The organism is Streptomyces sp. NPDC015032 (assembly GCF_043080425.1).
In the GTDB taxonomy this organism is placed as follows: Bacteria; Actinomycetota; Actinomycetes; order Streptomycetales; family Streptomycetaceae; genus Streptomyces.
This window is the reverse complement of record NZ_JBIBVN010000017.1, coordinates 1-22,675: the sequence shown is the minus strand read 5'-3', so window position 1 is coordinate 22,675 and position 22,675 is coordinate 1. Positions and strand designations below refer to the sequence as shown.

Annotated in this window: 19 protein-coding genes; 11 read left to right on the top strand and 8 right to left on the bottom strand. The window is 70.6% G+C overall.

Annotated features, from left to right (window positions below; genetic code table 11):
* Positions 1 to 2 precede the first annotated feature (2 nt).
* On the bottom strand, positions 3 to 3,485 hold the full coding sequence (locus ACF08M_RS23210; RefSeq protein ID WP_392187172.1) for a DEAD/DEAH box helicase: 3,483 nt from the start codon (positions 3,483 to 3,485) through the stop codon (positions 3 to 5).
* Positions 3,486 to 3,899: 414 nt separating this feature from the next.
* On the opposite strand from ACF08M_RS23210, the gene ACF08M_RS23205 reads away from it, so the two are divergent.
* The gene (locus ACF08M_RS23205) at positions 3,900 to 4,037 is read left to right on the top strand and encodes a hypothetical protein (protein ID WP_392187171.1); all 138 of its coding nucleotides are present in this window, start codon (positions 3,900 to 3,902) and stop codon (positions 4,035 to 4,037) included.
* Between the two features lie 248 nt (positions 4,038 to 4,285).
* Here ACF08M_RS23205 and ACF08M_RS23200 read toward each other — a convergent pair whose 3' ends face one another.
* Both ACF08M_RS23200 and ACF08M_RS23195 read right to left on the bottom strand, forming a co-directional pair.
* Positions 4,286 to 5,794 (bottom strand): trypsin-like peptidase domain-containing protein, encoded by a 1,509-nt coding sequence (locus tag ACF08M_RS23200; RefSeq protein ID WP_392187170.1) that lies wholly within the window; start codon positions 5,792 to 5,794, stop codon positions 4,286 to 4,288.
* A gap of 580 nt (positions 5,795 to 6,374) precedes the next feature.
* Positions 6,375 to 6,710: a CU044_2847 family protein gene (locus ACF08M_RS23195; RefSeq protein ID WP_392187169.1), complete on the bottom strand. Its 336-nt coding sequence runs from the start codon at positions 6,708 to 6,710 to the stop codon at positions 6,375 to 6,377.
* Positions 6,711 to 7,250: 540 nt separating this feature from the next.
* On the opposite strand from ACF08M_RS23195, the gene ACF08M_RS23190 reads away from it, so the two are divergent.
* From ACF08M_RS23190 to ACF08M_RS23165, 6 genes are all read left to right on the top strand, one after another.
* A complete protein-coding gene (locus tag ACF08M_RS23190) occupies positions 7,251 to 8,387 on the top strand; it encodes a gala protein (protein ID WP_392187168.1) in 1,137 nt (378 codons plus the stop codon).
* Positions 8,384 to 10,162, top strand: a complete 1,779-nt coding sequence (locus tag ACF08M_RS23185; RefSeq protein WP_392187167.1) for an ankyrin repeat domain-containing protein — start codon at positions 8,384 to 8,386, stop codon at positions 10,160 to 10,162. The genes ACF08M_RS23190 and ACF08M_RS23185 overlap by 4 nt, the downstream gene beginning before the upstream one ends.
* 104 nt (positions 10,163 to 10,266) lie before the next feature.
* Entirely contained in the window at positions 10,267 to 11,433 is a 1,167-nt protein-coding gene (locus ACF08M_RS23180; protein ID WP_392187275.1) for a sigma 54-interacting transcriptional regulator, read from the top strand.
* A 55-nt stretch (positions 11,434 to 11,488) separates the two neighbouring features.
* Positions 11,489 to 12,646, top strand: coding sequence for a VWA-like domain-containing protein (locus ACF08M_RS23175; RefSeq protein WP_392187274.1), 1,158 nt, complete (start codon positions 11,489 to 11,491; stop codon positions 12,644 to 12,646).
* 289 nt (positions 12,647 to 12,935) lie between these two features.
* Positions 12,936 to 13,997: an amidohydrolase family protein gene (locus tag ACF08M_RS23170; RefSeq protein WP_392187166.1), complete on the top strand. Its 1,062-nt coding sequence runs from the start codon at positions 12,936 to 12,938 to the stop codon at positions 13,995 to 13,997.
* Positions 13,998 to 14,033: 36 nt separating this feature from the next.
* On the top strand, positions 14,034 to 14,648 hold the full coding sequence (locus ACF08M_RS23165; protein ID WP_392187165.1) for a TIGR03086 family metal-binding protein: 615 nt from the start codon (positions 14,034 to 14,036) through the stop codon (positions 14,646 to 14,648).
* A gap of 163 nt (positions 14,649 to 14,811) precedes the next feature.
* On the opposite strand, the gene ACF08M_RS23160 is transcribed toward ACF08M_RS23165, so the two are convergent.
* A complete protein-coding gene (locus ACF08M_RS23160; RefSeq protein WP_392187164.1) occupies positions 14,812 to 15,495 on the bottom strand; it encodes an alpha/beta fold hydrolase in 684 nt (227 codons plus the stop codon).
* 61 nt (positions 15,496 to 15,556) lie between these two features.
* Between ACF08M_RS23160 and ACF08M_RS23155 the strand changes: the two genes are divergently transcribed.
* The 3 genes from ACF08M_RS23155 to ACF08M_RS23145 all read left to right on the top strand — a co-directional run bounded on the left by ACF08M_RS23155 (position 15,557) and on the right by ACF08M_RS23145 (position 17,944).
* On the top strand, positions 15,557 to 16,396 hold the full coding sequence (locus tag ACF08M_RS23155; RefSeq protein ID WP_392187163.1) for a chitosanase: 840 nt from the start codon (positions 15,557 to 15,559) through the stop codon (positions 16,394 to 16,396).
* Positions 16,397 to 16,585: 189 nt separating this feature from the next.
* The gene (locus tag ACF08M_RS23150) at positions 16,586 to 16,894 is read left to right on the top strand and encodes an SH3 domain-containing protein (RefSeq protein WP_392187162.1); all 309 of its coding nucleotides are present in this window, start codon (positions 16,586 to 16,588) and stop codon (positions 16,892 to 16,894) included.
* Between the two features lie 171 nt (positions 16,895 to 17,065).
* Positions 17,066 to 17,944 carry a chitosanase gene (locus ACF08M_RS23145; protein WP_392187161.1) on the top strand — a complete coding sequence of 293 codons (879 nt, stop codon included), beginning with the start codon at positions 17,066 to 17,068 and terminating at the stop codon, positions 17,942 to 17,944.
* Between the two features lie 156 nt (positions 17,945 to 18,100).
* Here ACF08M_RS23145 and ACF08M_RS23140 read toward each other — a convergent pair whose 3' ends face one another.
* The 4 genes from ACF08M_RS23140 to uraD form a co-directional block, all read right to left on the bottom strand.
* Positions 18,101 to 19,498 (bottom strand): 8-oxoguanine deaminase, encoded by a 1,398-nt coding sequence (locus tag ACF08M_RS23140; RefSeq protein WP_392187160.1) that lies wholly within the window; start codon positions 19,496 to 19,498, stop codon positions 18,101 to 18,103.
* Positions 19,499 to 19,656: 158 nt separating this feature from the next.
* Positions 19,657 to 20,613 carry a factor-independent urate hydroxylase gene (pucL, locus tag ACF08M_RS23135; RefSeq protein ID WP_392187159.1) on the bottom strand — a complete coding sequence of 319 codons (957 nt, stop codon included), beginning with the start codon at positions 20,611 to 20,613 and terminating at the stop codon, positions 19,657 to 19,659.
* A gap of 6 nt (positions 20,614 to 20,619) precedes the next feature.
* Positions 20,620 to 21,012 carry a hydroxyisourate hydrolase gene (gene uraH, locus ACF08M_RS23130; protein ID WP_392187158.1) on the bottom strand — a complete coding sequence of 131 codons (393 nt, stop codon included), beginning with the start codon at positions 21,010 to 21,012 and terminating at the stop codon, positions 20,620 to 20,622.
* A gap of 20 nt (positions 21,013 to 21,032) precedes the next feature.
* Positions 21,033 to 21,539 (bottom strand): 2-oxo-4-hydroxy-4-carboxy-5-ureidoimidazoline decarboxylase, encoded by a 507-nt coding sequence (gene uraD / locus ACF08M_RS23125; RefSeq protein ID WP_392187157.1) that lies wholly within the window; start codon positions 21,537 to 21,539, stop codon positions 21,033 to 21,035.
* A gap of 395 nt (positions 21,540 to 21,934) precedes the next feature.
* Here uraD and ACF08M_RS23120 point away from each other — a divergent pair, with 395 nt between their 5' ends.
* On the top strand, positions 21,935 to 22,552 hold the full coding sequence (locus ACF08M_RS23120) for a TetR/AcrR family transcriptional regulator (RefSeq protein ID WP_392187156.1): 618 nt from the start codon (positions 21,935 to 21,937) through the stop codon (positions 22,550 to 22,552).
* The last annotated feature ends 123 nt before the right edge of the window (positions 22,553 to 22,675 follow it).

The window sequence follows — 22,675 nt, the reverse complement described above, 5'->3', positions numbered from 1 at the left end:
GCCTATCCGCAGCGGCACCCTTCGGCGAGCACCGTCGGGGCGAGTTCCCGCATGGCCGCCTGCTCGGCCTCCGAGATGCACGGCAGCTGACGTGCGAGTACGTCGAAGTGCTGGTGTCCACGCCATGCTTCGTGGTCACCCACGACGAACAGCCGCCGACGAGCGCGACTCACCGCGACGTTCAGCAGGTTCGGGGCGGAGGCCGCCCAGGCTCGCGGGCCTGCTTTGTCCCCGCCCGCGCCGAGGACCAGCAGCACCACATCGGCTTCCTTCCCCTGGGTCGTATGGACGGTGCCCACCCTGTCGCGGGGGACGACCCGGCACAGGCTGCGCCGGAGTCCGGCCACGACATCCCGGAACGGGCTGATGACGAAGAGCTCGCGCTCGGGGTCCAGGCCCTGGTCGACCAGCCGGTGCACGATGACATTCGCGCAATCCCCCTCGTCCGGCGACCACTTGCCCTGCGGTGCGCGCCCTCCGCTCACCGGCCACCACACGCCGCGCCGGGCCACCGCGTAGTCGTCGTCCCGGTGCACCCCGTGCACCATGAGCCCGTCGTAGGCGATCTCGTTGCTGATCGTGAACATCGGGTCGTCGCAGCGCCGGTGGACGCGCAGCGGCGACCCCACCCAGACCCGGTCGTCCTCGGAACCCTGGGGGGCTGGAAGCCATGTGCCGTAGCTGTTCAACCGGTCCGCGACGCGCTGCGCCGAGGTGCGGGACGGTTCCCACTCCTCAGCCACACCGAAGGTACGGCGAAGTGCCTGCTGCCCCGTGTGCGGCAGCGTGACCACCGGCTCCAGCTGCAGCGGGTCACCCACGATGACGCCTCTGCGCGCCCGCCACAGCGCACCCACCGGCATCTGCGCGGTCGCCTGGCCGGCCTCGTCGATCAGCATCCAGCCCAGCGACCGGGGCCCCAGCCCCGTGAACATCCGGTCCAGCGAGGCGAAGGTGGTGGAGACGACCGGCAGAGCGAGGAAGAGGCTCTGCCAGGCCGCCAGCACCACTTCCGGCTTCAGGGTCTTGGGAGCGTCGCCGCACAGGACGTCCATCGCGGCGTCGAGATTCTTGCGCATCCGGTCGGCCGCGCCTTCGATGAACGCACGGTGCAGATCCATCGCGGCGAGAAAGAGTTGCGTGCGGGCCCGGGTGAACTCCGGGTCGGACCAGGGCGAGGAGAGCTCCCTCGCATCCTCCTCCGTTCTCTCGCCGCGCTCTTCCTGGCCCGGAATGCAGGTGCCCCAGCGCTCAAGGGCTGCCTCCAGGGTTGCCAGGAGTTGTGCATGGTGTCCTTGCGCCGCATCGAGCGCGCGCCCGGCTTCATCCAGGGCACCTCTGCCGGCCGCCTCGGCCCGGTCGTACGCGGCGGCCGCCTGCGTGTGTGCCTCGTACGCGGCCCGAGCTGTCTGCTCCACCTCAGCCAGCAGCTGGTCCTCCGCCTGCCAGTCGCGCTGCGCCGCGCCGAGGGTGAAGATGCCCGCGGTCAGGCCGGGACGGTGCCGGCGGTGCTCCGCCCTTCGGCCCGCAGGGCCTGCGAGGTCCCGCTGCGCCCTGCCACGAGCCGCACGGGCCTCCGCGGCCGGTTGCCGAAGTGCTTCCAGGTCCTGCTCGGCGCCGAGAACCGCCTCCTGGGCGGTGGTGACGGCCGCGTGCGAACCGTTGAAGTCCAGGAGTGCCTCATACGCTCGCTGTCGCTCGTCCTGCAGGGCCTGCACCGTCTGCCGTGCGTCCCGGAAGCGAGCTGCGCACTCCCGCCACGACATCAGGTCGCTGCCGCGCGAAGCAGCCGCCTTCAGGAGGTCCCGCATGCCTTCGCCACGCTCGGCCCGCTCCTCGCGCGGCGGGCCGAACCAGTACTTGTTGCGGAAGTCCGAACGGTTCCCCTTGTTGCCGAGCTTTGCGGCGAGGGTTCCCCACGCCGGTACGCCGTCGAGGAGAAGCCGTCCCTGTTCCGGGAAGAAGGACGCTTCCTCCCGCCACTCCGCTGCGACGGATTCGAGCGCGGGGATCTCGTTGGAGACGTTCTCGACGGCGCCGTTGTTGGCGGACGCGATCACCATCTCGTAACCCGTCAGCTCTGGTTCGAGCGATGCCACGGACCGCTGGTAGGTGCCGGTGCTCCAGCGGTGCGCCTGGCCGGTGAACGCGTCCTCGGGCCGCCGTAGTTCGGACAGTCGCTCTGCCCGCATGACCAGGACGGCGGCGATGAGGTCCCGCAACTGTGTGGTCTTGCCCGTACCGGGCGGGCCGTTCACCGCGTACAGGCCGTCGGTTTCGGCGAGCTGCTTCACGATCCGGTTCACGGCGAACTGCTGGCTCAGCACCAGCGGGTGCTCGGTCTTCGCAGGCCAACGCCCGAGCGGGAAATGGGACGGCTGAACGCCGTCGAGTACCGCTCCGGGTTCGTGCTTGAGGTCGATGCGCGTACGGCCGCGCAGCGCGGTCGAGGCGGTCAGGTAGTCCCGTAGCGCGGGCCCCGGCTCGTCCTTGCCGAGGCTGCCCGCGACGAAGCCGAGGTCCGCCGCGATGAAGCTGTTGAGGAAGTCCGACCCGCCCGACCGGCCGGCCTTCCGCCGGGACACGGATCTGCACTGGACCCGAATCGTCTCCGGCCGCAGATCGTCGGTGACGCCGAACTGTTCTGCGACCCACCGGGTAACGGCCGAAAGGTCCCGTACGGTCAGCGGCTTCTCGCCGAGCTGCGGCGGAGCATCGTCGCCGTCCGCCGTATCAGCTGCGTTGCCCTCGTCCAACGGGCTGTCGTCCAGCGACGCGTCGTCCTCGCGCCTGGCGGAGCGCGCGGCGGAGCGCCTGGCACCGCTGTCGGCCACTGCGTCGACGGCGCCGGAGAGGGCACCGACCGCCAGGTCACCGAGCACCGGTCCGAGCGCGGCGTCCAAGGCACCGCCGACCGCGCCGACCGTGATCTCGCACAGCAACCCCGCGAAAGGCCGCTGCCGCCGCCCTGGAGCCGTGTCCGCGATCGTCACCTTGCCGTCGCCGACACCCAGCACAACGCCTTCGCACGCGTCGGCTTCCGCCTCGAAACCGTCGAGCCAGCCCTGAGCCCCGGGGCCGGGTTTACGGCTGCGCCCCGTCGCCCAGGCGCATGCGGAGAAGGTGAGGGAGTCCTGGACCAACAACCCCTCGTCCGTGACCTCGAAGGCCAGCAGGGCACTGTCACCGTCCACGCGGCCGTCGTGGTCCTCCTCGCTGCCGCCGAAGACATCGAGCAGGACATCGCGGACGGACGCGACCGGGTACACGCCGCAGTAGACGGTGTGCTGTCTGACCATGTTCCGGCCCGGGTTCCGCCGCCGTACGGGATGCCCCTCTTCCCACGGCAGCGGGCTCCCGGATTCCACGGGGTACATGCCTTTCGGCGGCGAGGTCTTCTCCACCTTCTGCGGGCTGAACATCTCCACCGCCCGCCAGTAGCGCACGATGTCCGCCCTGCGCCTTCGCTCACTGCTCGCCGCCATACGGCCCGCCCCCTCGTTCCGGTCCGCCAGGAACGATCACCCTAGCCAGCTCCGTGCGCGGTGCGGAGTGCGCGTTGGCGCATATGCGACCTCAGGTCGGTGTCCGCTGTGCCGCCGGCGGCGAACGGGGAGCCGGACGACCGTCAGGAATCGAGCCGGACCAAGCATTGCCTCGAGTCGTCGGGGCCGCTGTCCGAACGGGCAAAGCGCCCTGGATGGCCCGGATTACATGCTCGTCGAGGGACAAGTCGCGCGATGCGTACTTCACCTTCCTCACCGGTCGGCTGCGGGCTGCGCACGCCTGGGGGAACTGCTCGGTTCGTCCAGTAAACGATCTCGGCGCGTGCATACCGTTGACCAGGAGAGACGGGCCGACGGATCCCAGTCCCGCTCGGCAACCGCGACGAGTTCCACGTGACGAACCAGACCGACGCATACGTGCTCGAGTACCAGAACACCAACTGCACCGGACCGGTCATCGAGGCGATCCCGCCCGGCGGCAGGTCCAGCGGGGTGACCGCCTACCTCGGCCGCGCCGTCTACATCAACTGACACACAGCCACACCCTGCACCTTCCGACTGGTCGGGGTAGTGCTACAGCCCCGGCTGGGATGTGTCCGCGAAATGGGCGCATCGGATGAGTAATCGTCTGGTGCGCCGGTGGCTGGGACGGCCTCGGGGTCCGGTCACCGCCGCCGCACAGCAGATCCTGGGCTCCTGACACGGTGAGAAGCCCACTCGGGCCGCCCAGACGGCCCGTCACCAGGAACCGCACGACGGGCAACTGGCAAGAACGGCGGTCACACCTTCGCCCAGTGCTGGGTCGACTTCGACGGCTCGCAGGACGCCAGGACCGGCCAGCTGGAACTCTCATCGAGACACCGGCTGCCGGACAGGTTCACGACGGTGCTGCTGGTGCCCGTGCGCCAGCTCTGGTCGGTGGAGCCGCAGTCGGCCATGTACAGCTGGTTGTAGTTGACAGCCAGGCACTTGCCGACGGACTCGTTGTACAGCGTGTAGGAACCGCTCGAACCGGCCTTTGCGGTCCAGTTGGTCGCCGGGCTGTCCGCGCAGGTGGCGAACACGACGCCGCCGAAGTTCACGGCCAGGCACTTTCCATAGCCGACGTTCCTGAGCTGGAAGTGGCCACTGGGCGCGGGCGGTTTCGGCGGGGTCGCGCCGGATACCCCACCGGAACCGCTGGAACTGTTGCTTCCGCCGGAGCCGCCCGCGTCACCCGACCCGCCGCTGGTCTTGCTGCCGGTGGTGTTGCCGCCCGACGCACTCCCGGATGAGCCGCCGGACGAGCCGCCGGAGGTGTCGTTGCCGGATGAGCCGCCGTCTGCGCCACCGCTCGATGAGTTGCCGCCATGCGCGGGTCCGCCCCCGGCCACGGGGGGCGCTGTGGGAGTTCCAGCTGAAGTGGTGCCGCTGGGACGGCTCGCGGCGGAGCCGTCCGCTGAGGCCGCGGGGACCGGGCCCGGGCTTGTTCCTGCGGTGTCCTTGGGGCCGCTGTGATCGCCATGCGGCTGGGTGCCGACGTGGGCAGCGAGGGAGACAACCAGGACCCCGGCAGCGATCAGGGCCAGCACGAGTCCCCGCCGCTTGGTGCCATGGCCAGAGGGCGGGGCCGGCCTCACGAACGGCTCGAGTTCGGGAGCTTCCTTCAGCAGCGTTCTCACCCGCAGGATGAATGCCTGTTGAGCCTCGCGCACCGGCTGCGCCGCCACCATCATCCCGACGGCGGCACCCAGTTCGTTGTCCCAGACAGGACTTCCACTGAAGCCTCCCTTGACATACACGGCCTCACCGTTGGCACGCGAGAGCTGGATCCAGCCCTGGCGCGTGGGCCCACGGAACCTGCCGCTCTGCCAGATTCCATCCGGGTGGTCGTCGGTGAAGCCCACCGCACGCGCGTCGTGGTCCCATACACCGCGCTGCGGGTCGATCATGGGAAGCGGACGGGCTCCGGGAATCCGGTTCCGTAATCGCAGCACAGCGATATCACCGGTCTGATCGGGCCTGATCGGGATCCAGCGCTGGACCTCGGCACCGTGGTCGCCCCCGTCGACGCCGTCGGCGTTCCCGGCCAGCGGCACGTCGACCGTTACCTCGGTGCCGGCCTCAACCGTGGCGTCCCGGAGCCGGTCCAGCGCGTCCGACACCACATGTGCGCAGGTCAGCACCAGGTCTGGAGCGATGAGGAAGCCTGCGCCGCCGATCGCACCGTCCGGTCCCTTGACTCGGACAACCGCCGAGACCAGTGCCGGCTCCGCCTCCTCGGCGTCCCGCTCCTGAATCCCCGTCACCGTGACCTCCGCGCTGTCGAGTCCCCGTTGCGTGTCCTGGCCGAACCAACCGCCCTGCAACGTGTCTCCGTTGAAGTCTCCCGCATCCCCCCTGTTCCAGGTCAGGCTTACGGAGAAATTGGCGGCTGTCGCCTGCTGGCAATCACCACGTCCGCCTCAGCCGACAACGACATCCCGTACTCCAGCGTGATCTCGTCCGGCGCGTTCGCAAGCCCTGGAACCGCCCCACAAAGCTCCCCGCCACGGGGCGTACGGCGTCCAACATCTGCCCGAACGACCGTTCGACCCTCGCTACGGCGCGGCCTGCCCGGCCCACGCGGACGAGTGACTCGTCCACCTCCCGGATCTGAACACGCACCGACCGACGTCGCCACCAAGGGCCTCATCACGCTCATCGGCCTGCTCATCTTCGCCGGCGGCGGCACAACCGAACAGAACACGCCCAGGGCTCACCGTCCTGTCTCTTGATCCGGACGACCGACGAGACCAACGCCTCGTCAGGTTCCTGCGGTTCCGTCCCCGCCCCCGTCATATGGCCTCCGTCTCACCACGGCCCACCCATCCCGACCAGCTCAACTTCTCACGGGTTACTGACCGTTGTCTCAGGATCGTCACTCCTGTTCCATGTGAGGGTCACAGAGAAGTTCGCCGCAGTGGCGGTGCTCGCGATGACCACATCGGCCTCGGCCGACAGCGACACCCCGAACTCCAGAGTGATCTCATCAGGCGCGTTGGCCAGTCCCCGGAACCGTCCGACGAAGCTCTCCGCGACGGGCCGTACCGTGTCCAGCATCTCGCCGAACGATCGCTGGGCCCGCGCCATGGAACGGCCACCGCGACCCACCCGCACCAGGGATTCGTCCACTTCGCGGATCTGTACCCGTATGGTCTCTTCGCCACCGTCACGCAGGGGCACCTCAACCGTGTGGACAGTGCGTTCACTCACTGCGTCCTCCAGCACTCGAAAGCTTGAGAGCGTAACGGATCCCGCGCACGGTTCGCCTTGCGGAACTCGGCGAGCAGCAGGGTCAGGTTGCCCTTGTCGTTCGGCGAGTAGTGGTTGCCGGGGTGTCCGGTGCCGGTGGTGCTCGAACATGGTTCTCCCTTGAGGCAGGGACCGGTGAGGCGGTCCTGAGGGGAAGCGGGATTCCGTGGCGCCATGGAACACAGGGGAAACCAAATGGTCTGGACCAACTCGTCGCGAGGTACAGACCATTCCTCAATAACGGCACTGGTGTGCGAATTTGATGCTGTTGCGGCTAGGATCCCCCATGGCAAGGCTGTAGCGCAGAGGTCGTCGCGCCCTAGCATCAAGCTGGAGGACGTCGGTTCGAATCCGACCGGTCTTGCCACCTTTTCATGGAAGAGAGTCGATGGCGTCGGTTCGTCCCGAGCGGGCGGAGGACGCGGTCGCCCTCTGCCGGCCGGGTACCGGCGGGGGACCTGGGGAGTAGTGATGTTGCAGCCGATGCCCGTGCGCTGTCCCGCGATCGAGCACCCGGACATTCCGCTCGCCGACGCGGCCCTGCTGGATCCGCTGCTGGAGCGGCTGGCAGCGCCACATCCCGTCGAGACCGACGAGACCTTCGCGCTCGGCGCGCTACGGGCGGACGGTCGGGTCGATCTCTGCAAGCAGGGGCTCGGGGCAGCGGGCGCGGCCCGGGTGATGCCCGCCGCCGCCCGCTCCCCGCACGCCACACATGTACTGCTCGGCACCAACTCGCTGGGCGACGAGGGGGCGCGGGCCGTCGCCGAGGCACTGGGCCGGGGCGACCACGGACTGCGGACGGTCTATCTCGGCTGCAATCGCATCGGAGCCGGCGGAGTCACCGCGCTCGCCGGAGCGCTGAGCGAGGACGACACCGTCAGGGCGCTGTGGCTGAAACGCAATCCCGTGGGTGACGCCGGTGTCCGGGCGCTCGTCCCGATGCTCCGTCACAACACCGTGCTGCGCACCCTCGATCTGGTGAACACCGGGCTCACCACCGACGGACTCGGCGCACTGCTGGCCGTGCTCGCCGAGCGGCCCCGGCCCGTAGAGCGGCTGTTCCTCGGAGGCAACGGCCTCGGCGCCGAGGCCGCCCCCCTGCTGGCCGCACTGATCCGGGAGGCGGGAGTGCGGGAGCTGTACCTTCCGTCCAACCACCTCGGTGACGCGGGGGCCGCCGTGCTCGCGGCAGCCGCCGACCCCGCCCGTCCGGTCCGGCTCGGCCTCGGCGGCAACGGGATCGGGCCCGCCGGGGCGCGCGCCCTGGCCGACGCGCTCGACGGGATCGAAGGGCTCGATCTCGGCCGGCCGCCCTCGGAGCGCAGCCTCGGGGCCCCGTCCAATGCCACCGGTGACATCGGGGCCCAAGCACTGGCCGGTGCGCTGCGCGGCAGTCCGCTGCGCCGGCTGGAGCTGCGCCACACCGGGCTCACCGGACGGGGCGCGAAGACCCTGCTCGCCGCTGTCGACGCCGACTCGCCCCTGGAGTACATGGGGCTGGGCCCCGGACTCCCCCGCAAGGTGAAGCGGTCCTTCGCGGCGCGACTGCGCCCGGACCGCGGCACCCACGCGGACCTGCGTGCGGTCAGGAGCGTCTACCGGTGAGCCCGGACGTAGTGGCGGGGTTCCTCGATCCGGAGGAGAGGGCGAGCCGACGGCAGGTCCACCGTTACGCGGTGCCCCGGTGGATGATCGAGACGTCCGCCGAACGGCGCGCGGCCGGGGACTGGCGGGGTGCCTGCGCGGCAGCCCGGTTCGATGTGGCGTTCGACCTGTCGGAGGTCTCCGCGCGATACGGGCGGGACGTGGCCCGAGCGCTGGAGTCCGACCTCCGCCATCTGGTGCCCGACCTGGTGCGCTGGCATCTGCCGCGTGTACTGGGCGGGCGCTCGACGCTCGCCACCGACCTGTCCGTGGTCCTGGCCGGCTACGGCGTCGCCGCGGACGTGTCCGGGGACACGGCCCCGTATCTCTACCTGCGTACTCCGCCCATGGTCGACGGACCGCAGCGGATCTCGCTCCGGTTCGGGGCGGTGCGACGCGGCGCGGCACCCGGCACCTTCCATCTGGGCGTCACGGACTGGCGGGTCTGCCGGTACCTGTGGGACGCGCGCCGTACCGACGAACTGCGCGCACGCGTCGGCGGTGCGGACCGGCTGCCGTTCCTCCGCGCCGACGGCACCCCGCTCGGTTCGGACGAACTGCCCGGCACGGACCCGGGCGACGGTGACCCGGTGACCCGTGCCGAGTGGGTGACCCTGCTGTACGAGCGGGGTCAGGTGGCCCAGTCCCTGGCCGCGGTCGGCATCGACCTCGCTGCGAACTCACCGAGAACACCGTCGTGGTACCGGGCGACGCCGGAGTCGATTCTGGCCCGGCTGGCGCTCGATGTTCCCCGGCTGAAGTCGGAGGCCGGGCGGTTCGCGGAGCTGTACGGTGCATCGCACGTCCAGATCGGCGACGACTGGCGGGCCTGCGTCCTGCTGGAGTTCACGGACAGCGGCGGCGGGCTGCGGATCGGACTCGTCGAGCGGGAGGCGGCCGCGGCCGCTCCCCTCCTTCCCCGGTCGCTCCGGCAGCGGCTGCCGGACCTCGATCTGCTGCGGACCGGCGCCGTGTCTCCCGCGCACCTGCATCCGCTGGTCGCCGGGGCCCTCTTCCCCGGCCTCGGCGCGGCGGCGGGTCCGCCGGGAGTGACACCACCCGCGCCGGTACGGGTCAGGTGCCGTGGTGAATGGCACGAGGTCGTCTTCCGCGACGGGAGGCTCGACTCCCCGCACAGCCCGGAGGAACGACAGCGCGAGCACGCCCTGCGGGCGTTCGGCGGCGCGGTCACCGGCTGCTTCGCCGTGGAACACTCCAGCACCACCGGCACCGGCCGGCTGCCCAAGGCCCTGCGGGCGCAGCAGCGGGATCTGTTTCTGCGCGCCCAGCACGGGGACACACCGGGGGTCCTGGAACTCCTGGACGCGGGCGTCGACCCCCGGATAAGGGACGGCGGGCGGCGCAGCCTGCTCCATGTGCTGCACCTCCTCGACCACGAGCCCCTGCTGCCCCGGCTCCTGGCGGCCGGTCTCGATCTGGAGGCCCTGGACCACCGGGAGCGCACCCCGCTCGGTGTGGCGGTCGGCGACGGCGGTTCGGCGGAACTTGTGACGGCGCTGCTCGACGCCGGGGCGCGGATCGATGTCCTCGACCCGATGGAACTCTCGCTGGGCCAGGTGATCCGCAGGTACCGGCGGACGGACCTGGACTTCCTCAGGGAACGGGTGGAGAAGGAGCATCCGGACATCGGGGCCGAGTGGTGGGACGAGTGGGAACAGGAAAGAGACGACGAGTACCACGAATACCACGAGTACGAGGAGGATGAGGACGGGTGAGCACCATCGCCCCCGGCACACCGGGACGGGCGCCCGCGCCGCAGCCTCCCGCCGTACCGGGACAGCCTCCCGTACCCCCGCCGCCGGCAGCCGTACCGGGACCGCTGCACGCCGCCGACGAGCTGAACCGCAGGCTGCGGACATCGCGGACCGAAGCTGCCGCCAACCCTCAACTGGAGGCTCTGGCACTGGCGGTGACGGCGAATCAGCCGGTGCTGCTCTGGGGTGAGCCGGGCATCGGCAAGTCGGCCGGCATGGAGCAGCTCGCCGCCGGGCTCGGCCTCGGTCTGGAAACGGTCATCGCCAGCGTGCACGAGCCCTCCGACTTCGCGGGGCTGCCGGTCGTCGGTGACGACCCGGCCGTGACCGGGGTGCCGATGGCCCCGCCGGACTGGGCGGTCCGGCTCGCGCGCACCGGCCAGGGGCTGTTGTTCTTCGACGAGTTGTCCTCCGCTCCCCCGGCCGTGCAGGCGGCGCTGTTGCGCGTCGTGCTCGAACGCCGCGTGGGCAGCCTGACGTTGCCGGAGTCCGTACGCATCGTGGCGGCGGCGAATCCGCCGTCGAGCGCGGCGGACGGCTGGCACCTCAGCCCACCGCTCGCCAACCGGTTCGTGCACCTCCAGTGGACGCACGATCCGCGTACCGTCGCGCGCGGCATGGCCGGTACGTGGCCCGAGGTTGCCGTGCCGGTCGTCGACGCCGCCAGGGTTCCGGGGGCGGCGGCGCGGGCCCGCGGTGCGGTCTCCGGCTTTCTGACCGCGCGGCCGGGGCTCGTCCACCACATTCCGGCCGACGCGGAGAGCCGGGGCCGGGCCTGGCCGTCCCCGCGGACCTGGGACATGGCGCTGCGGCTGCTCGCCACCGGGTACGCGACGGGCGCCGGACGGGAGGCGGTGGCCGCCGCGCTGACCGGGGCCGTGGGGGACGGCGCGGGCATCGAGCTGCTCTCGTACCTGGAGAACCTCGACCTGCCCGACCCCGACCGGGTACTGGCGAACCCCGATGCGTTCGCCCTGCCCGAACGCGGCGACCGGCAACTGGCCTTCCTCATCGCGGTCGTCGCGGCCGTCCAGGGCGATCTCACCAGGCGTCGCTGGGAGGCGGGCTGGGCGGTGCTGGCGAAGGCCGTCGACGCGGGCGTGCCGGACGTGGCGGCCAGGGCGGCGGTGGATCTGGCGACGATGCGGGATACCGACTGGCCGGTGCCGGAGGGCATCGACGCCTTTGTGGAACTGCTGCAGCTGTCCGGCGCCCTTGCGCAGAGCGGCTGAGGCGGGCACGTCGGTGCCGGAACCGGAAACCGCCCCGAAGCGGCCCCAGTTGGACATGACCAAGCTGCTCGCCGCCCGCTACCGGGCGGCGACCGACCGGCCCTATCTGGCCTCGGCCCTGTACGCGCTGTCGGTGGTGGCCGGCACCGAGGTGCCGACGATGGGTGTGGACCGGCGCTGGCGCTGCTACGTGTCGCCCGCCTTCGTCGATGCGACCCCGGTCGCGGAACTCGCGGGGGTCTGGGTGCACGAGGTCGCGCATCTGCTGCGCGACCACCACGGGCGCGCCGAACGGCTGCCCGCCGCCGACCAGCGCGACCCGCACCGTGTCAATGTCGCGCAGGACTGCGAGATCAACGACGACCTCATCGCCGACGGTCTGCCGCTGCCGGCCGGACGGATGGAACCACGGCTCTTCGGCCTGCCGACCGGGCAGCTCTTCGAGGCGTACCTTCCCGGTGTGCCGCCGGGCCCTCCCCCGCACGACTGCGGCTCCGGCGCCCATGGACAACCGATGCCCTGGGAGCTGACCGGATCGGACGGGCCGGGCAGCCTGGGCCCGGTGGAGGCCGAGGCGCTGCGGCGCCACACCGCGGAGGCCATGCATGCGCACCGGCGCAGCCGGGGCACCCTCCCTGCGGGCTGGGCACGCTGGGCGGATCAGGTCCTGGAGCCCACGGTCGACTGGCGGCAGGCGCTCGCGGGCGCGGTCCGTGAGGCCGCCGCCTGGGCCGCCGGTGCAATCGACTACACCTACCGTCGCCCGTCCCGCCGCAGCGCGGCGCTCCGGGGCGTCGTGCTGCCCAGCCTGCGCCGTCCGCTGCCGCGGGTCGCCGTCGTCATCGACACCTCGGGATCGATGGGCGACGACGAGCTCGCCTCGGCACTGGCTGAGGTCACCGGGGTGCTGCGGGAGGTGGGCATCCGCGGCAACCGCGTCACCGTGCTGGCCTGCGACGCCGATGTGCAGAGCGTGTCCCGGGTGACGGCCGCCGGGCAGATCACCCTCGGCGGAGGCGGTGGCACGGACATGCGGGTGGGCATCGCCGCCGCCCTCGCGGCCCGGGACCGTCCGAACATCGTCGTCGTTCTCACCGACGGCTATACGCCCTGGCCGGACGAGGCCCCCTCGTGCCGGCTGGTCGCGGCGCTCATCGGCCCGGACGCCCCGCAGCCCCCGAGCTGGGTGGAGACCGTACGCGTCACCGGCTGAGCCCGTCCGGAACGTCGCGCCGGTACCGCTCCCTTCCCCGGTGCCGATGGCCCGCGCGTGGGCTCAGAGCCTGCCGGGTGGCCTCTGATCGGGCGGCCAGGCCCTGGCGCGCACGCTTCCCGATCGTGCCTTCCATCCAGCGGACAATGGTCCAGACTTGTATCGCATGGCGCGGGGGCCGGCGACAAGGGGGTGGAGCGGAACCTTCCGCAATGTGCCGGTGTGCGCAGCCGACCGGACTTGGGTGATCCGTCGGTGTGTGGTGCGCAAGGTGACGTACGGTCGGCTGATGCTGTGCATACGTGGGGTCGTACTGCCGGAGCGCGAGGAGCGGTTGTTCTGGATCGACGGCGAGGTGCTCCGCGCGGGCCCTCCGCCGGGCGGGCTCGCGGGCCGGGACGCGGAGACGATCATCGACGGCGGCTGGCTGCTGCCCGGACTCGTCGACGTGCATACGCACCCCGGTGCGCCGGAGCCCGGCACGCCCTTCGACGAGGAGCTGCTGCGCAGGCAGTTGGGCGAGCACCGGGACGCCGGGGTGCTCGCGGTGCGCACCCCGGGGACCTCGCAGCGGATGCCCGCGTGGGTGGAGAAGGATCCCGGGCTGCCGCGCGTGACCTCGGCAGGGCGCTGGCTGGCCACGCCCGGCCGGTTCTTCCCCGGCTTCGGGCGGGACGTGACCGAGGCCGAGCTGGTGCGGGCGGCCGTGGAGGAGGCGGCCGCTTCGTCCGGGTGGTGCAAGGTCATCGGCGACTGGGCCGCCGACGAACCCGCCGTACCGCTCGCCCTGCTGACCTCGGTGGTGGAAGCGGTGCACGCGGCCGGCGGCAAGGTCGCGGTGCACTGCCAGACCGCCGAGGGCACCCGCAATGCCGTACTGGCGGGCGCCGACAGTCTGGAGCACGGTATGCATCTGGACCCCGCACTGGTGGACCGGATGGCGGCGCAGGGCACGGCGTTCGTCCCGACGCTGAGCGTCTTCGGCGCGACGGCGGACGCGATGCGGGCGCGGGAGCCGGGCGTGCGCCGCGACCTCTGGCTGGCCGGCTGGGACACCATGTTCGGCAATGTGCGCGCGGCCCACGAAGCGGGGGTGACGGTGCTCGCGGGGACGGACTCCTTCCCGTGCGGGACGGTCGCGGGCGAGATGACCTGGCTCGTACGGGCCGGTCTGCCGGCCGAGGCGGCACTCGGCGCTGCTTCCTGGACGGCGAGGGCCTGGCTGGGGCTGCCGGGCCTCGTGGACGGCGCACCCGCCGACGTCGTCGCGTACGCCGCCGACCCGACCCTGGACCCTGCCGTGCTGGATCGTCCGAGCCGGATCGTGCTCCGGGGGCGCGTCGTGCGATGAGCGATGAGTTCGGGGCGCCGGAGCAGTCTGCACTGCATGAACAAGCACACGGAGACGACCCCGACGATTCCCGCAGTCGACCTGGAGCCCGCGGCCCGGCAGATCGCCGGCCTGCTTCCCGGCATCCATGAGCAGCAGCTGGCCGGCCCGACGCCCTGTCCCGACTACACGGTACGGGAGCTGCTCGCCCATGTGGTCGGGCTGACCACAGCCTTCCGCGACGCGGCACGCAAGGATTTCGGGCCGACGACCGACACCGCCCCGGACGCCGCGCTTCCGGTCCTCGCCGAGGGCTGGCGCGAGGCGTTGCCGACGCTGCTGGACGAACTGGTGACGGCCTGGCGCGCCCCCGCCGCCCGGCAGGGGATGACCAGGGCGGGCGGCGTCGATCTGCCGGGCGAGGTGGCCGCGGTGGTCGTGCTGGACGAGTTGGTGATCCACGGCTGGGATCTGGCCCGGTCCACCGGCCAGAAGTACGAGCCGGACGAGGGGAGCCTTCGTGTATCGCTGGCCATGCTGACCCCCAGCGACGCCGTCCCCCGGTCCGAGAGCATCTTCGGTCCGCCGGTTCCGGTGGCGGCAGACGCCCCGCTGGTCGACCGGGCCGTCGCCATGAGCGGCCGCCGCCCGGACTGGCAGCCGGGCGACTGACGGGCGGGCGGCAGAGGCCGGCCGCCGAGGCCGACGGGCCGCCGCGCCGCCGGGGGCGCGTCCGAGGCCGGGGACCCGGGGGCGGTGGCTCTGACGCGGCGGCCGGGCGCGGCCCGGCCGACGGCGGAGGACCCACACGACGGCGCCCGGCCGCCGCGGCCCGTCAGCTGGTGAAGAACTCCGTGATCTGCTGGACCACCTGGTCGGGGTGGACCTCGTGCACCCGATGACCGCCCGCGATCGTGATCAGCCGGCAGTCGGGGATCAGCGAGGCCATGTCCTGCAGACGTCCCTGGGGCATGCTGGACTCCGGGCCGCCGGCGATCATCAGCGTCGGCGCGACGATCTCGCCGAGTCCCGCCGCCCACTCCGGATCGGGGTCGGCCACCTGGGCCCGGACGGGGGCGACGACGGCCCAGTCGTAGTCCACCGGCCCCTCCGGCTCGGCGGCCGGCTTCGGCTCGCTCGGGAACGGCGGCGGGGTCTCCACCAGGACCAGCCGCTCCACCCGGTCCGCGTGCTCCTGGGCGAGCAGATGGGCGACGACGCCGCCCATCGAGTGGCCGACCAGGCCCACCCGGTCGAGTTCACACTCGTCGAGGAAGCCGAGTACGTCGTCCCGCATCAGCTCGAAGGAGTACTCGTCCGGCCAGTCGCTCTCACCGTGGCCCCGCAGGTCGAGGGCGTACACCCGCCACTCCTCGCCGAGCAGCCTCCCGGCCGCCTCCCAGCTCGCGGCTGAGCCGCCGAGGCCGTGCAGCAGGACCACCGGCGAACCGAAGGGGTCGCCCCAGGTCCGATACGCCAGCCGCACATCCCCGACATCCACAACAGACTGATCTTCCATACCCATGACGCTACAGCCGAATCGGTGAGGACCATTCCGCGCGGCCTGGCAGGGTTGAGGCATGAAGATCGTTCCGCGCCCGCTGCCCGTCGCCTTCACCGCCGCGGTCGCCGCCGCCGTCATGGCTGTATCCGTGCTCTCCGGATGTTCGGCGGGCGGGTCCGCAGACGGGGGATCGGACGTCGGACTCGACGATCCGGCGAAGAAGGAGATCGCCATGCAGTTGGTCTCCAGCGCCGAGAACTCCTCCCTCGACTGGAAGTCCCAGTACAAGTACATCGAGGACATCGACGACGACCGCGGCTACACCGCGGGCATCATCGGCTTCTGCTCCGGCACCGGCGACCTGCTGAAGGTCGTCGAACGGTACGTGAAGGCACGTCCGGGCAACCCGCTGGCACGGTTCGTGCCCGCCCTGCGGGCCGTGCGGGGCAGTGACGCGCACGACGGTCTCGGCCGCCCGTTCACCGAGGCCTGGGCCGAGGCCGCCACCGACCCCGCCTTCCGGTCGGCACAGGACGCCGAGCGCGACCGGTCGTACTTCGACCCCGCGGTCGCCCGCGCCGAGGCGGACGGACTCGGCGCCCTGGGGCAGTTCGTCTACTACGACGCGTATGTGATGCACGGGTACGGCGACTCGGACGGCCTGGCCGGCTTCCGCACGATCCGGCGCCAGGCGCTCTCCGCGGCTGCTTCCCCGGCGCGCGGCGGGGACGAGACGGCCTATCTGAACGCCTTTCTCGACGCCCGTGTCGCGGCGATGCGGAAGGAGGCCGCACACTCCGACACCAGCCGTGTCGAGACGGCCCAGCGGGCGTTCGTGAAGGAGGGCAGGCTCGGGCTGGAGACGCCGCTGCGATGGCGGGTGTACGGCGACAGCTACCGGATCGACGCCCGTTAAACCTGTGATCGACAGGCGCGGGAGGCGTATGTGCCGTTGACTGCGCACGCCGGTGCGTACGCGGCATGACCTGCGCTTTCACTCCTGCGCAGAGGGTGATCCGGACCCGTGACCCGGTGGTCGGCAGCGCCGTTGAGGCCGACGAACGGCACACAAGGATGTGGGCCGGAAAACGGAGGAGAGAACCGCATGATGAAGAAGATGATGCCGGCCGCGTTGGTGCTGATTGCCGGTATCGGGCTGGCCGTGAGCCCCGCCGCCCAGGCCGTGCAGAGCCCCGCGGCCGCACCGGCCGCGAAGGCACCGGCCGCAGTCTGCACCGTCAACGACAACGGGGTGAACTTCCGCGGCGGACCGGGCAACGAATACCCGGTCCTCGGCCAGGTGAACAAGGGTCAGAACCTCAACAACCGTGGCAAGCAGGGCAACTGGGTCATGGGTGACCTGTGGGGCGGTCCCACGGGCGTCTGGATCCACGTGGCGTACCTGAACTGCTGAGACCCGGACATCTCGCCCCGCACCACGCCTGCCGCGCGGTGCGGGGCCCTCCCGCGTTCCGACGGAATGTTCTCAACTCCCCTGTGCCGTAGGGGTGTACGCCGCCCGCTCCACCTGATAGGAAAGCTTCCTAACAGATGATGGAACTGACGAACTCCCTTTGGAGGACTGGTGCACACCCCCCATAAGCGCACCGCACGTCGCAACACCCGCTCCGTGCGCATCGCGGTCATCACGGTCGGACTGGCCCTCACGGCGATACCCGTCAGCGCCTACGCCGGTGCCCCCTCGCACCAGGCGGTACCCCAGCGGACGGCGGTCGCCCAGCAGGCCGCCGCCGCGACCGGGCTCGACGATCCGGCCAAGAAGGAGATCGCCATGCAGTTGGTCTCCAGCGCCGAGAACTCCTCCCTCAACTGGAAGTCCCAGTACAAGTACATCGAGGACATCGACGACGACCGCGGCTACACCGCGGGCATCATCGGTTTCTGCTCCGGCACCGGCGACATGCTCGACCTCGTCGAGCTGTACACCGAGCGCAAGCCCGGCAACGTCCTCGCGAAGTACCTCCCCGCGCTGCGGAAGGTCAACGGCACCCCCTCGCACAGCGGTCTCGACCCGAACTTCACCAAGGACTGGGGGAAGGCCGCGTCCGACCCTGCGTTCCAGCAGGCGCAGAACGACGAGCGGGACCGGGTGTACTTCGACCCGGCCGTCAAGCAGGGCAAGGCCGACGGCATCGGCACGCTGGGCCAGTTCGCGTACTACGACGCCATCGTCATGCACGGTGACGGCGGCGACAGCACCAGCTTCAGCTCCATCCGCAAGAGGGCCCTCACCAAGGCGAAGCCCCCGTCGCAGGGCGGCAACGAGGTCACGTATCTCAACGCCTTCCTCGATGCCCGGGTCTGGGCGATGCAGCAGGAGGAGGCCCACTCCGACACCAGCCGGGTGGACACCGCCCAGCGGGTCTTCCTGAAGAAGGGCAATCTGAACCTGAATCCGCCGCTCGACTGGAAGGTGTACGGCGACAGCTACCACATCGGCTGACGCATCCCTGGTTCACGGCTGTGGCGCGTACGGCAGCACCCGCGAGGGGCGTCGTACGCGCCCCCGCCCCGGTTGCCGCGGACCCCGTTCGGGTCCACGGCGGCCGGCCGAGGGCCGTCCCCCTCGGCCAGCCGGTATCGGCGGTGTCCCGGAGCGTCAGGCTCCGGCGGCGATCCGCGCGAGGCGGCGGGCCTCGTCGCGGGTGACGCGGGCGATGGTGTCCTCGTCCGCGGTGATGAGGTGGCTGTCCTCGACGACCGGCTCGCCGTTGACGAGGGAGAGGGTGACGGGGGCCGCGGCGCCGAAGACGAGTGCGGTCACCGGGTCGGCGATGGAGGCATGGGCGAGGGTGTCCAGCTTCCAGAGCACCAGGTCGGCGAGTTTGCCGGGCTCCAGGGAGCCGATCTGGTCGGCCCGGCCGAGCACCTGTGCGCCGCCGTACGTGCCCAGACGCAGGGCCTGACGGGCATTCAGGGCCTTTTCGCGGTGGGCGCCGAGGCGGTTGATGAGGAGGGCGTTGCGGAGTTCGGTGTGGAGTTCGCCGGACTCGTTGGAGGCGGTGCCGTCGACGCCGAGGCCGACCGGGACGCCCGCGGCGAGCATGTCGGGCACCCGGGCGATGCCCGCGGCGAGCCGGGCATTGGAGGAGGGGCAGTGCGCGACGCCCGTTCCGGTACGGGCGAAGGCCGCGATGTCGGAGTCGTTCATATGGACGCAGTGCGCCATCCACACATCGTCGCCGAGCCAGCCGGTCGACTCGAAGTAGTCGGTCGGGCCCATCCCGAACAGCTCGTGGCAGAACTTCTCCTCCTCGACGGTCTCCGAGCCATGGGTGTGCATGCGCACTCCCTTGCGGCGGGCCAACTGAGCACCCTGCCTCAGGAGTTCGTTGGAGATGGAGAACGGGGAGCAGGGCGCGGCGGCGACCTGGGTCATCGAGTCGAAGGAGGCGTCGTGGTGTGCGTCGATGGTCGCCTCGGTGCCGGCGAGTGCGCCGTCGAGGGTCTCCACGGCGAAGTCCGGCGGCAGCCCGCCGTCCTTCGCGCTGCGGTCCATGGAACCGCGGGCGAGGGTGAACCGTACGCCCATGTCGCGGGCGGCTCCGATGATCGCACCGGACAGGTCGCCGGATCCCCGCGGGTAGACGTAGTGGTGGTCCATGGCGGTGGTGACGCCGCCGCGGGCCATCATGGCGAGGGAGCCCTGTGCGGCGGCTCGGACCATCGGCTCGTCGATGCGCGCCCAGGTCGGGTACAGCGCGACCAGCCAGTCGAACAGGTTGTGGTCGGTGGCGAGGCCCCGGGTGATCCATTGGTAGAAGTGGTGGTGCGTGTTGATCAGGCCGGGGGTGGCCAGATGCCCGGTGCCGTCGATGCGGCGTACGACGTTCTCCAGGCCCCGGCGTGCCCGGCCGGCACCGACGGATTCGATGCGATTGCCCGCGACGACGACATGCCCCGAGGCGTACTCGGTGTCGTCGGCGTCGACGGTCGCGATCGAGCAGTTCTCGATGACGATGCGTTCCACGTACTCAGGAGCTGCCGATGCTGCCATGGTGCGTCCTCTTCCTTTCCGGTGATGCGGGCACGGCAGGGCCCTGGGAGGATTTGAGTGCCACAGCCGGGCCGCCGTGGGTGCCGAGATGAGGGAAGAACAGGTTGAGCAGGACCGCTACGAGCGCTCCGGCCCTGATGCCGGAGCCCGGCACGGCGTCAGAGGTTGGTCATGTCGACCGGGATCTGCGGCTCGACACCGTCCCGTATCACGGTGGCCTCGATCAGGCCGTACGGTCGGTCCGCCGCGAAGTAGACAGCGCCGTCATCGGTGTCGTTCTTGAGACCGAACGGCTCCAGGTCCACCAGGAAGTGATGCTTGTTCGGCAGCGAGAAGCGGATCTCGTCGATCTCGCTTCGGCTGTTGATGATGCGCGAACCCATCTGGTAAAGGGTCTGCTGCAGGGACAGGGAGTACGTCTCGGCGAAGGCATGGAGCATGTGCTTGCGTGCCTGCCCGTAGGACTTCTCCCAGTTCGGCATCCGCGCGTCGTCGCTGGTCCAGTTGTACCGCCACTTGGCGGAGACCTCGGTCGCGAGGATGCGGTCGTACGTCTCCTTGAGCGTCGTGTACTCGTCCTTGACATAGCCCCGGAACTCGGAGTTGGTGGAGTTCATCACCACGAGGTCCTTGAGCCCCGAGATGATCTGCCACTTCTCGCCGTCGAAGGTGATCTGGGTGGTACGCGTCTCCTGGCCCTTGCGCACGAAGGAGTGCTTGACCTCGTCGGCGCCGGTGAACTGCGAGTCGGCGTCCGAGGTGGCAATGCGCTCCCAGGCGTACTCCTCGATCCGGATCCGGGCCGTCCTGATCGCCTCCTGCGATGTCACGAAGTGGCGGGCGAGGTGGATGCCGAACTGTTCGGCCGACTCGATACCGTATTCCTTGGCGAACGCGTACACCGTGTTCTTGGTCGTGTCGGTCGGCAGGACATGGGCGTTGGAGCCGGAGTAGTGGACGTCGTCCATGTCGCCGGAAAGGGCGACCGAGACGTTCAGATCCTTGATGTGGTGGGTGTCGCCGTCCCGGGTGATCCTGACGACGCGGTTCTCCGCCTTGCCGTACTGGTTCTGGCCGAGGATCACAGGGCGGGCCTGGTGGGAATGGACGGTCATTGTCTGCTAGCTCCCTCGGTAAACGGAGTAGCCGAACGGGTTGAGCAGCAGCGGTACGTGGTAGTGCTCGCCCGGGGTGACGGCGAACGCGACCGCCACCTCCGGGAAGAACGCGCCGCTGTCCCTTGCGCGGGGGGCGTCCTGCTGCGCCTCGGCTTGCTTCTGGCTGGTGAAGTACGACTCGGTGTCGAAGACGAGCCGCACGTGGGTGGTGCCTTCCGGCAGGGCCGGCAGATCTTTGCAGCGCCCGTCCGCGTCGGTCACGGATCCGCCGAGCATCACATACTGCGCGTCGCCGTCGCCGCGGGCGGCCAGGGAGACGGTGACGGCTGCGGCGGGGCGGCCGGTACTGGTGTCCAGGATGTGAGTGGACACCGATGCGGTGGTGTCGGTGCTCAAGACCGTCACGCTCCTTGTTCTCATAGGTCCTGTACGAGGCGGGTGAGCCGGATTCGATTGATCTTGCCCAGTTCGGTGCGCACGATCCCGCACTCCTGCTCGGGCGAGTTCCCGATCCGGGACTTCACCGCGTCGCGCATCTGCTCACCGGTGGCCCCGGTGGCGCAGATCAGGAAGACGTGCCCGAACCGCTCCTGGTAGGCCAGGTTCAGTTCGAGCATCTCGGCCTTGAGTTCCCCGGAGGCGTCGGCCATCCCCAGCTGTTCGCGGGAGGAGGCCGGGTCGCCGGGCTCCGGACGGCCGATCGGCGGGTGACCGGCCATCGCGTCGGCCAGGTCCTCCGGGGTCAGCGCGGCCGTGGCGGCGTCACCGGCGCAGAGGAGTGCCTCCGCGGTGGCGTACGGGCGTCGGGAGAGGATCGCTCTTCCCCATGCCGCACTGGCACACACCTCGTGCAACGCGGCGGTGGCCTCGTCGTCCGCCAGGGTGTTGAACCGGGCCAGGCCCGGCGTGGAGCTCGAAGTCACGGGAGCCTCCGTGGCTGTTTTCGCTGGGCGTCGCCGCGCCGCGCGTCGGTCGGGCTGCGGACAGCTAACGCCCTCCACCACACCACGTCAACACTTTGTTGAAATTACGCGAAGACAAAAGGCCGTCGCCCGATGCCCGGGACGACGGCCTTGCGCGGCCCTCCACGGCCTTGGCTCACCGGGCCCGCCGATCTTACGAATGACCGGCTCGGACCCACGCTTGGAAGGCAGGACAAGCTGAGAGGCTGTTCCGCCCGTTCCGCTCCTGCGCCCGACCCGGTTCGCGCGAGGTCGGTCACCCCTGTCCGGTGGGTGATTGCAGTGTGTGATGGGGTGCCGGTTGGTTCCGGTCACACTGGGCGGGTGAGCGGCCATGAGATCAGGAGGAGTTCGGGATGGGTGAGGGGTTCACGCGTCGTACGCAGAGCCGGTGGGGCGAGGGCGCTGCGTTGAAGGAGGAGATCGTCCGGGCTGCGGCGCGGATGCTGATGGAGTCGGGCCGGGAGCGGGATCTGTCGCTGCGTGCGGTGGCGCGGGAGGTCGGGATCTCGGCGCCCAGCGTCTACCTGCACTTCAAGGACCGTGCGGAGTTGGTGGCGATGGTGACGCAGCGGGCGTACACGCGGCTGGCCGCCGAGTTGAGGGAAGCCTGGGCGGGCGAGCGGGAGGCCGGAGCGCATGCCGCCCTGCGGGCACTGGCGCAGCGGTACTGCGGCTTCGCACTGGACAACCCCCGGGTGTACCGGCTGCTGTTCGGGATCGAGCGGATCGAGGTGTCGCGGGACGAGGCGGCATCGCATCCGCTGTGGACGGTGCATGCCGTGTGGGCCGATGCGGTGGCGGCCTGCCACGACGAGCGCGGGGGAACGACCGGCCCCGAGCGAGTGACCGTCCTGCTGTGGGCGTCGGTGCACGGGCTGGCCGCGATGGCGATGGCGGTGCCGTTCGCGGCGGACCGGGAGCGGATCGAGGGAATGGTGGACGACCTCCTCGATCTGGTGGTGGCCAAATAGAACACAACGGCCGGTCACCCTCCGCGATTTAGCCTCGCACTTTCGCGACTGCGAGTGTCCGACGCTTGATCAAATAAGCGAGGAGCGCATCTGACCTGGGACGATGGGACTTGTCTAGGGTCC

Bases quoted from the DNA above. Each gene is read 5' to 3' on its own strand.
- ACF08M_RS23190 (WP_392187168.1), top strand. From the start codon at position 7,251: ATGTTGCAGCCGATGCCCGTGCGCTGTCCCGCGATCGAGCACCCGGAC.
- ACF08M_RS23170 (WP_392187166.1), top strand. From the start codon at position 12,936: ATGCTGTGCATACGTGGGGTCGTACTGCCGGAGCGCGAGGAGCGGTTG.
- ACF08M_RS23175 (WP_392187274.1), top strand. From the start codon at position 11,489: ATGACCAAGCTGCTCGCCGCCCGCTACCGGGCGGCGACCGACCGGCCC.
- ACF08M_RS23155 (WP_392187163.1), top strand. From the start codon at position 15,557: ATGAAGATCGTTCCGCGCCCGCTGCCCGTCGCCTTCACCGCCGCGGTC.
- ACF08M_RS23210 (WP_392187172.1), bottom strand. From the start codon at position 3,485: ATGGCGGCGAGCAGTGAGCGAAGGCGCAGGGCGGACATCGTGCGCTAC.
- ACF08M_RS23150 (WP_392187162.1), top strand. From the start codon at position 16,586: ATGATGAAGAAGATGATGCCGGCCGCGTTGGTGCTGATTGCCGGTATC.
- ACF08M_RS23140 (WP_392187160.1), bottom strand. From the start codon at position 19,498: ATGGCAGCATCGGCAGCTCCTGAGTACGTGGAACGCATCGTCATCGAG.
- pucL (WP_392187159.1), bottom strand. From the start codon at position 20,613: ATGACCGTCCATTCCCACCAGGCCCGCCCTGTGATCCTCGGCCAGAAC.
- ACF08M_RS23165 (WP_392187165.1), top strand. From the start codon at position 14,034: ATGAACAAGCACACGGAGACGACCCCGACGATTCCCGCAGTCGACCTG.
- ACF08M_RS23120 (WP_392187156.1), top strand. From the start codon at position 21,935: ATGGGTGAGGGGTTCACGCGTCGTACGCAGAGCCGGTGGGGCGAGGGC.
- ACF08M_RS23160 (WP_392187164.1), bottom strand. From the start codon at position 15,495: ATGGAAGATCAGTCTGTTGTGGATGTCGGGGATGTGCGGCTGGCGTAT.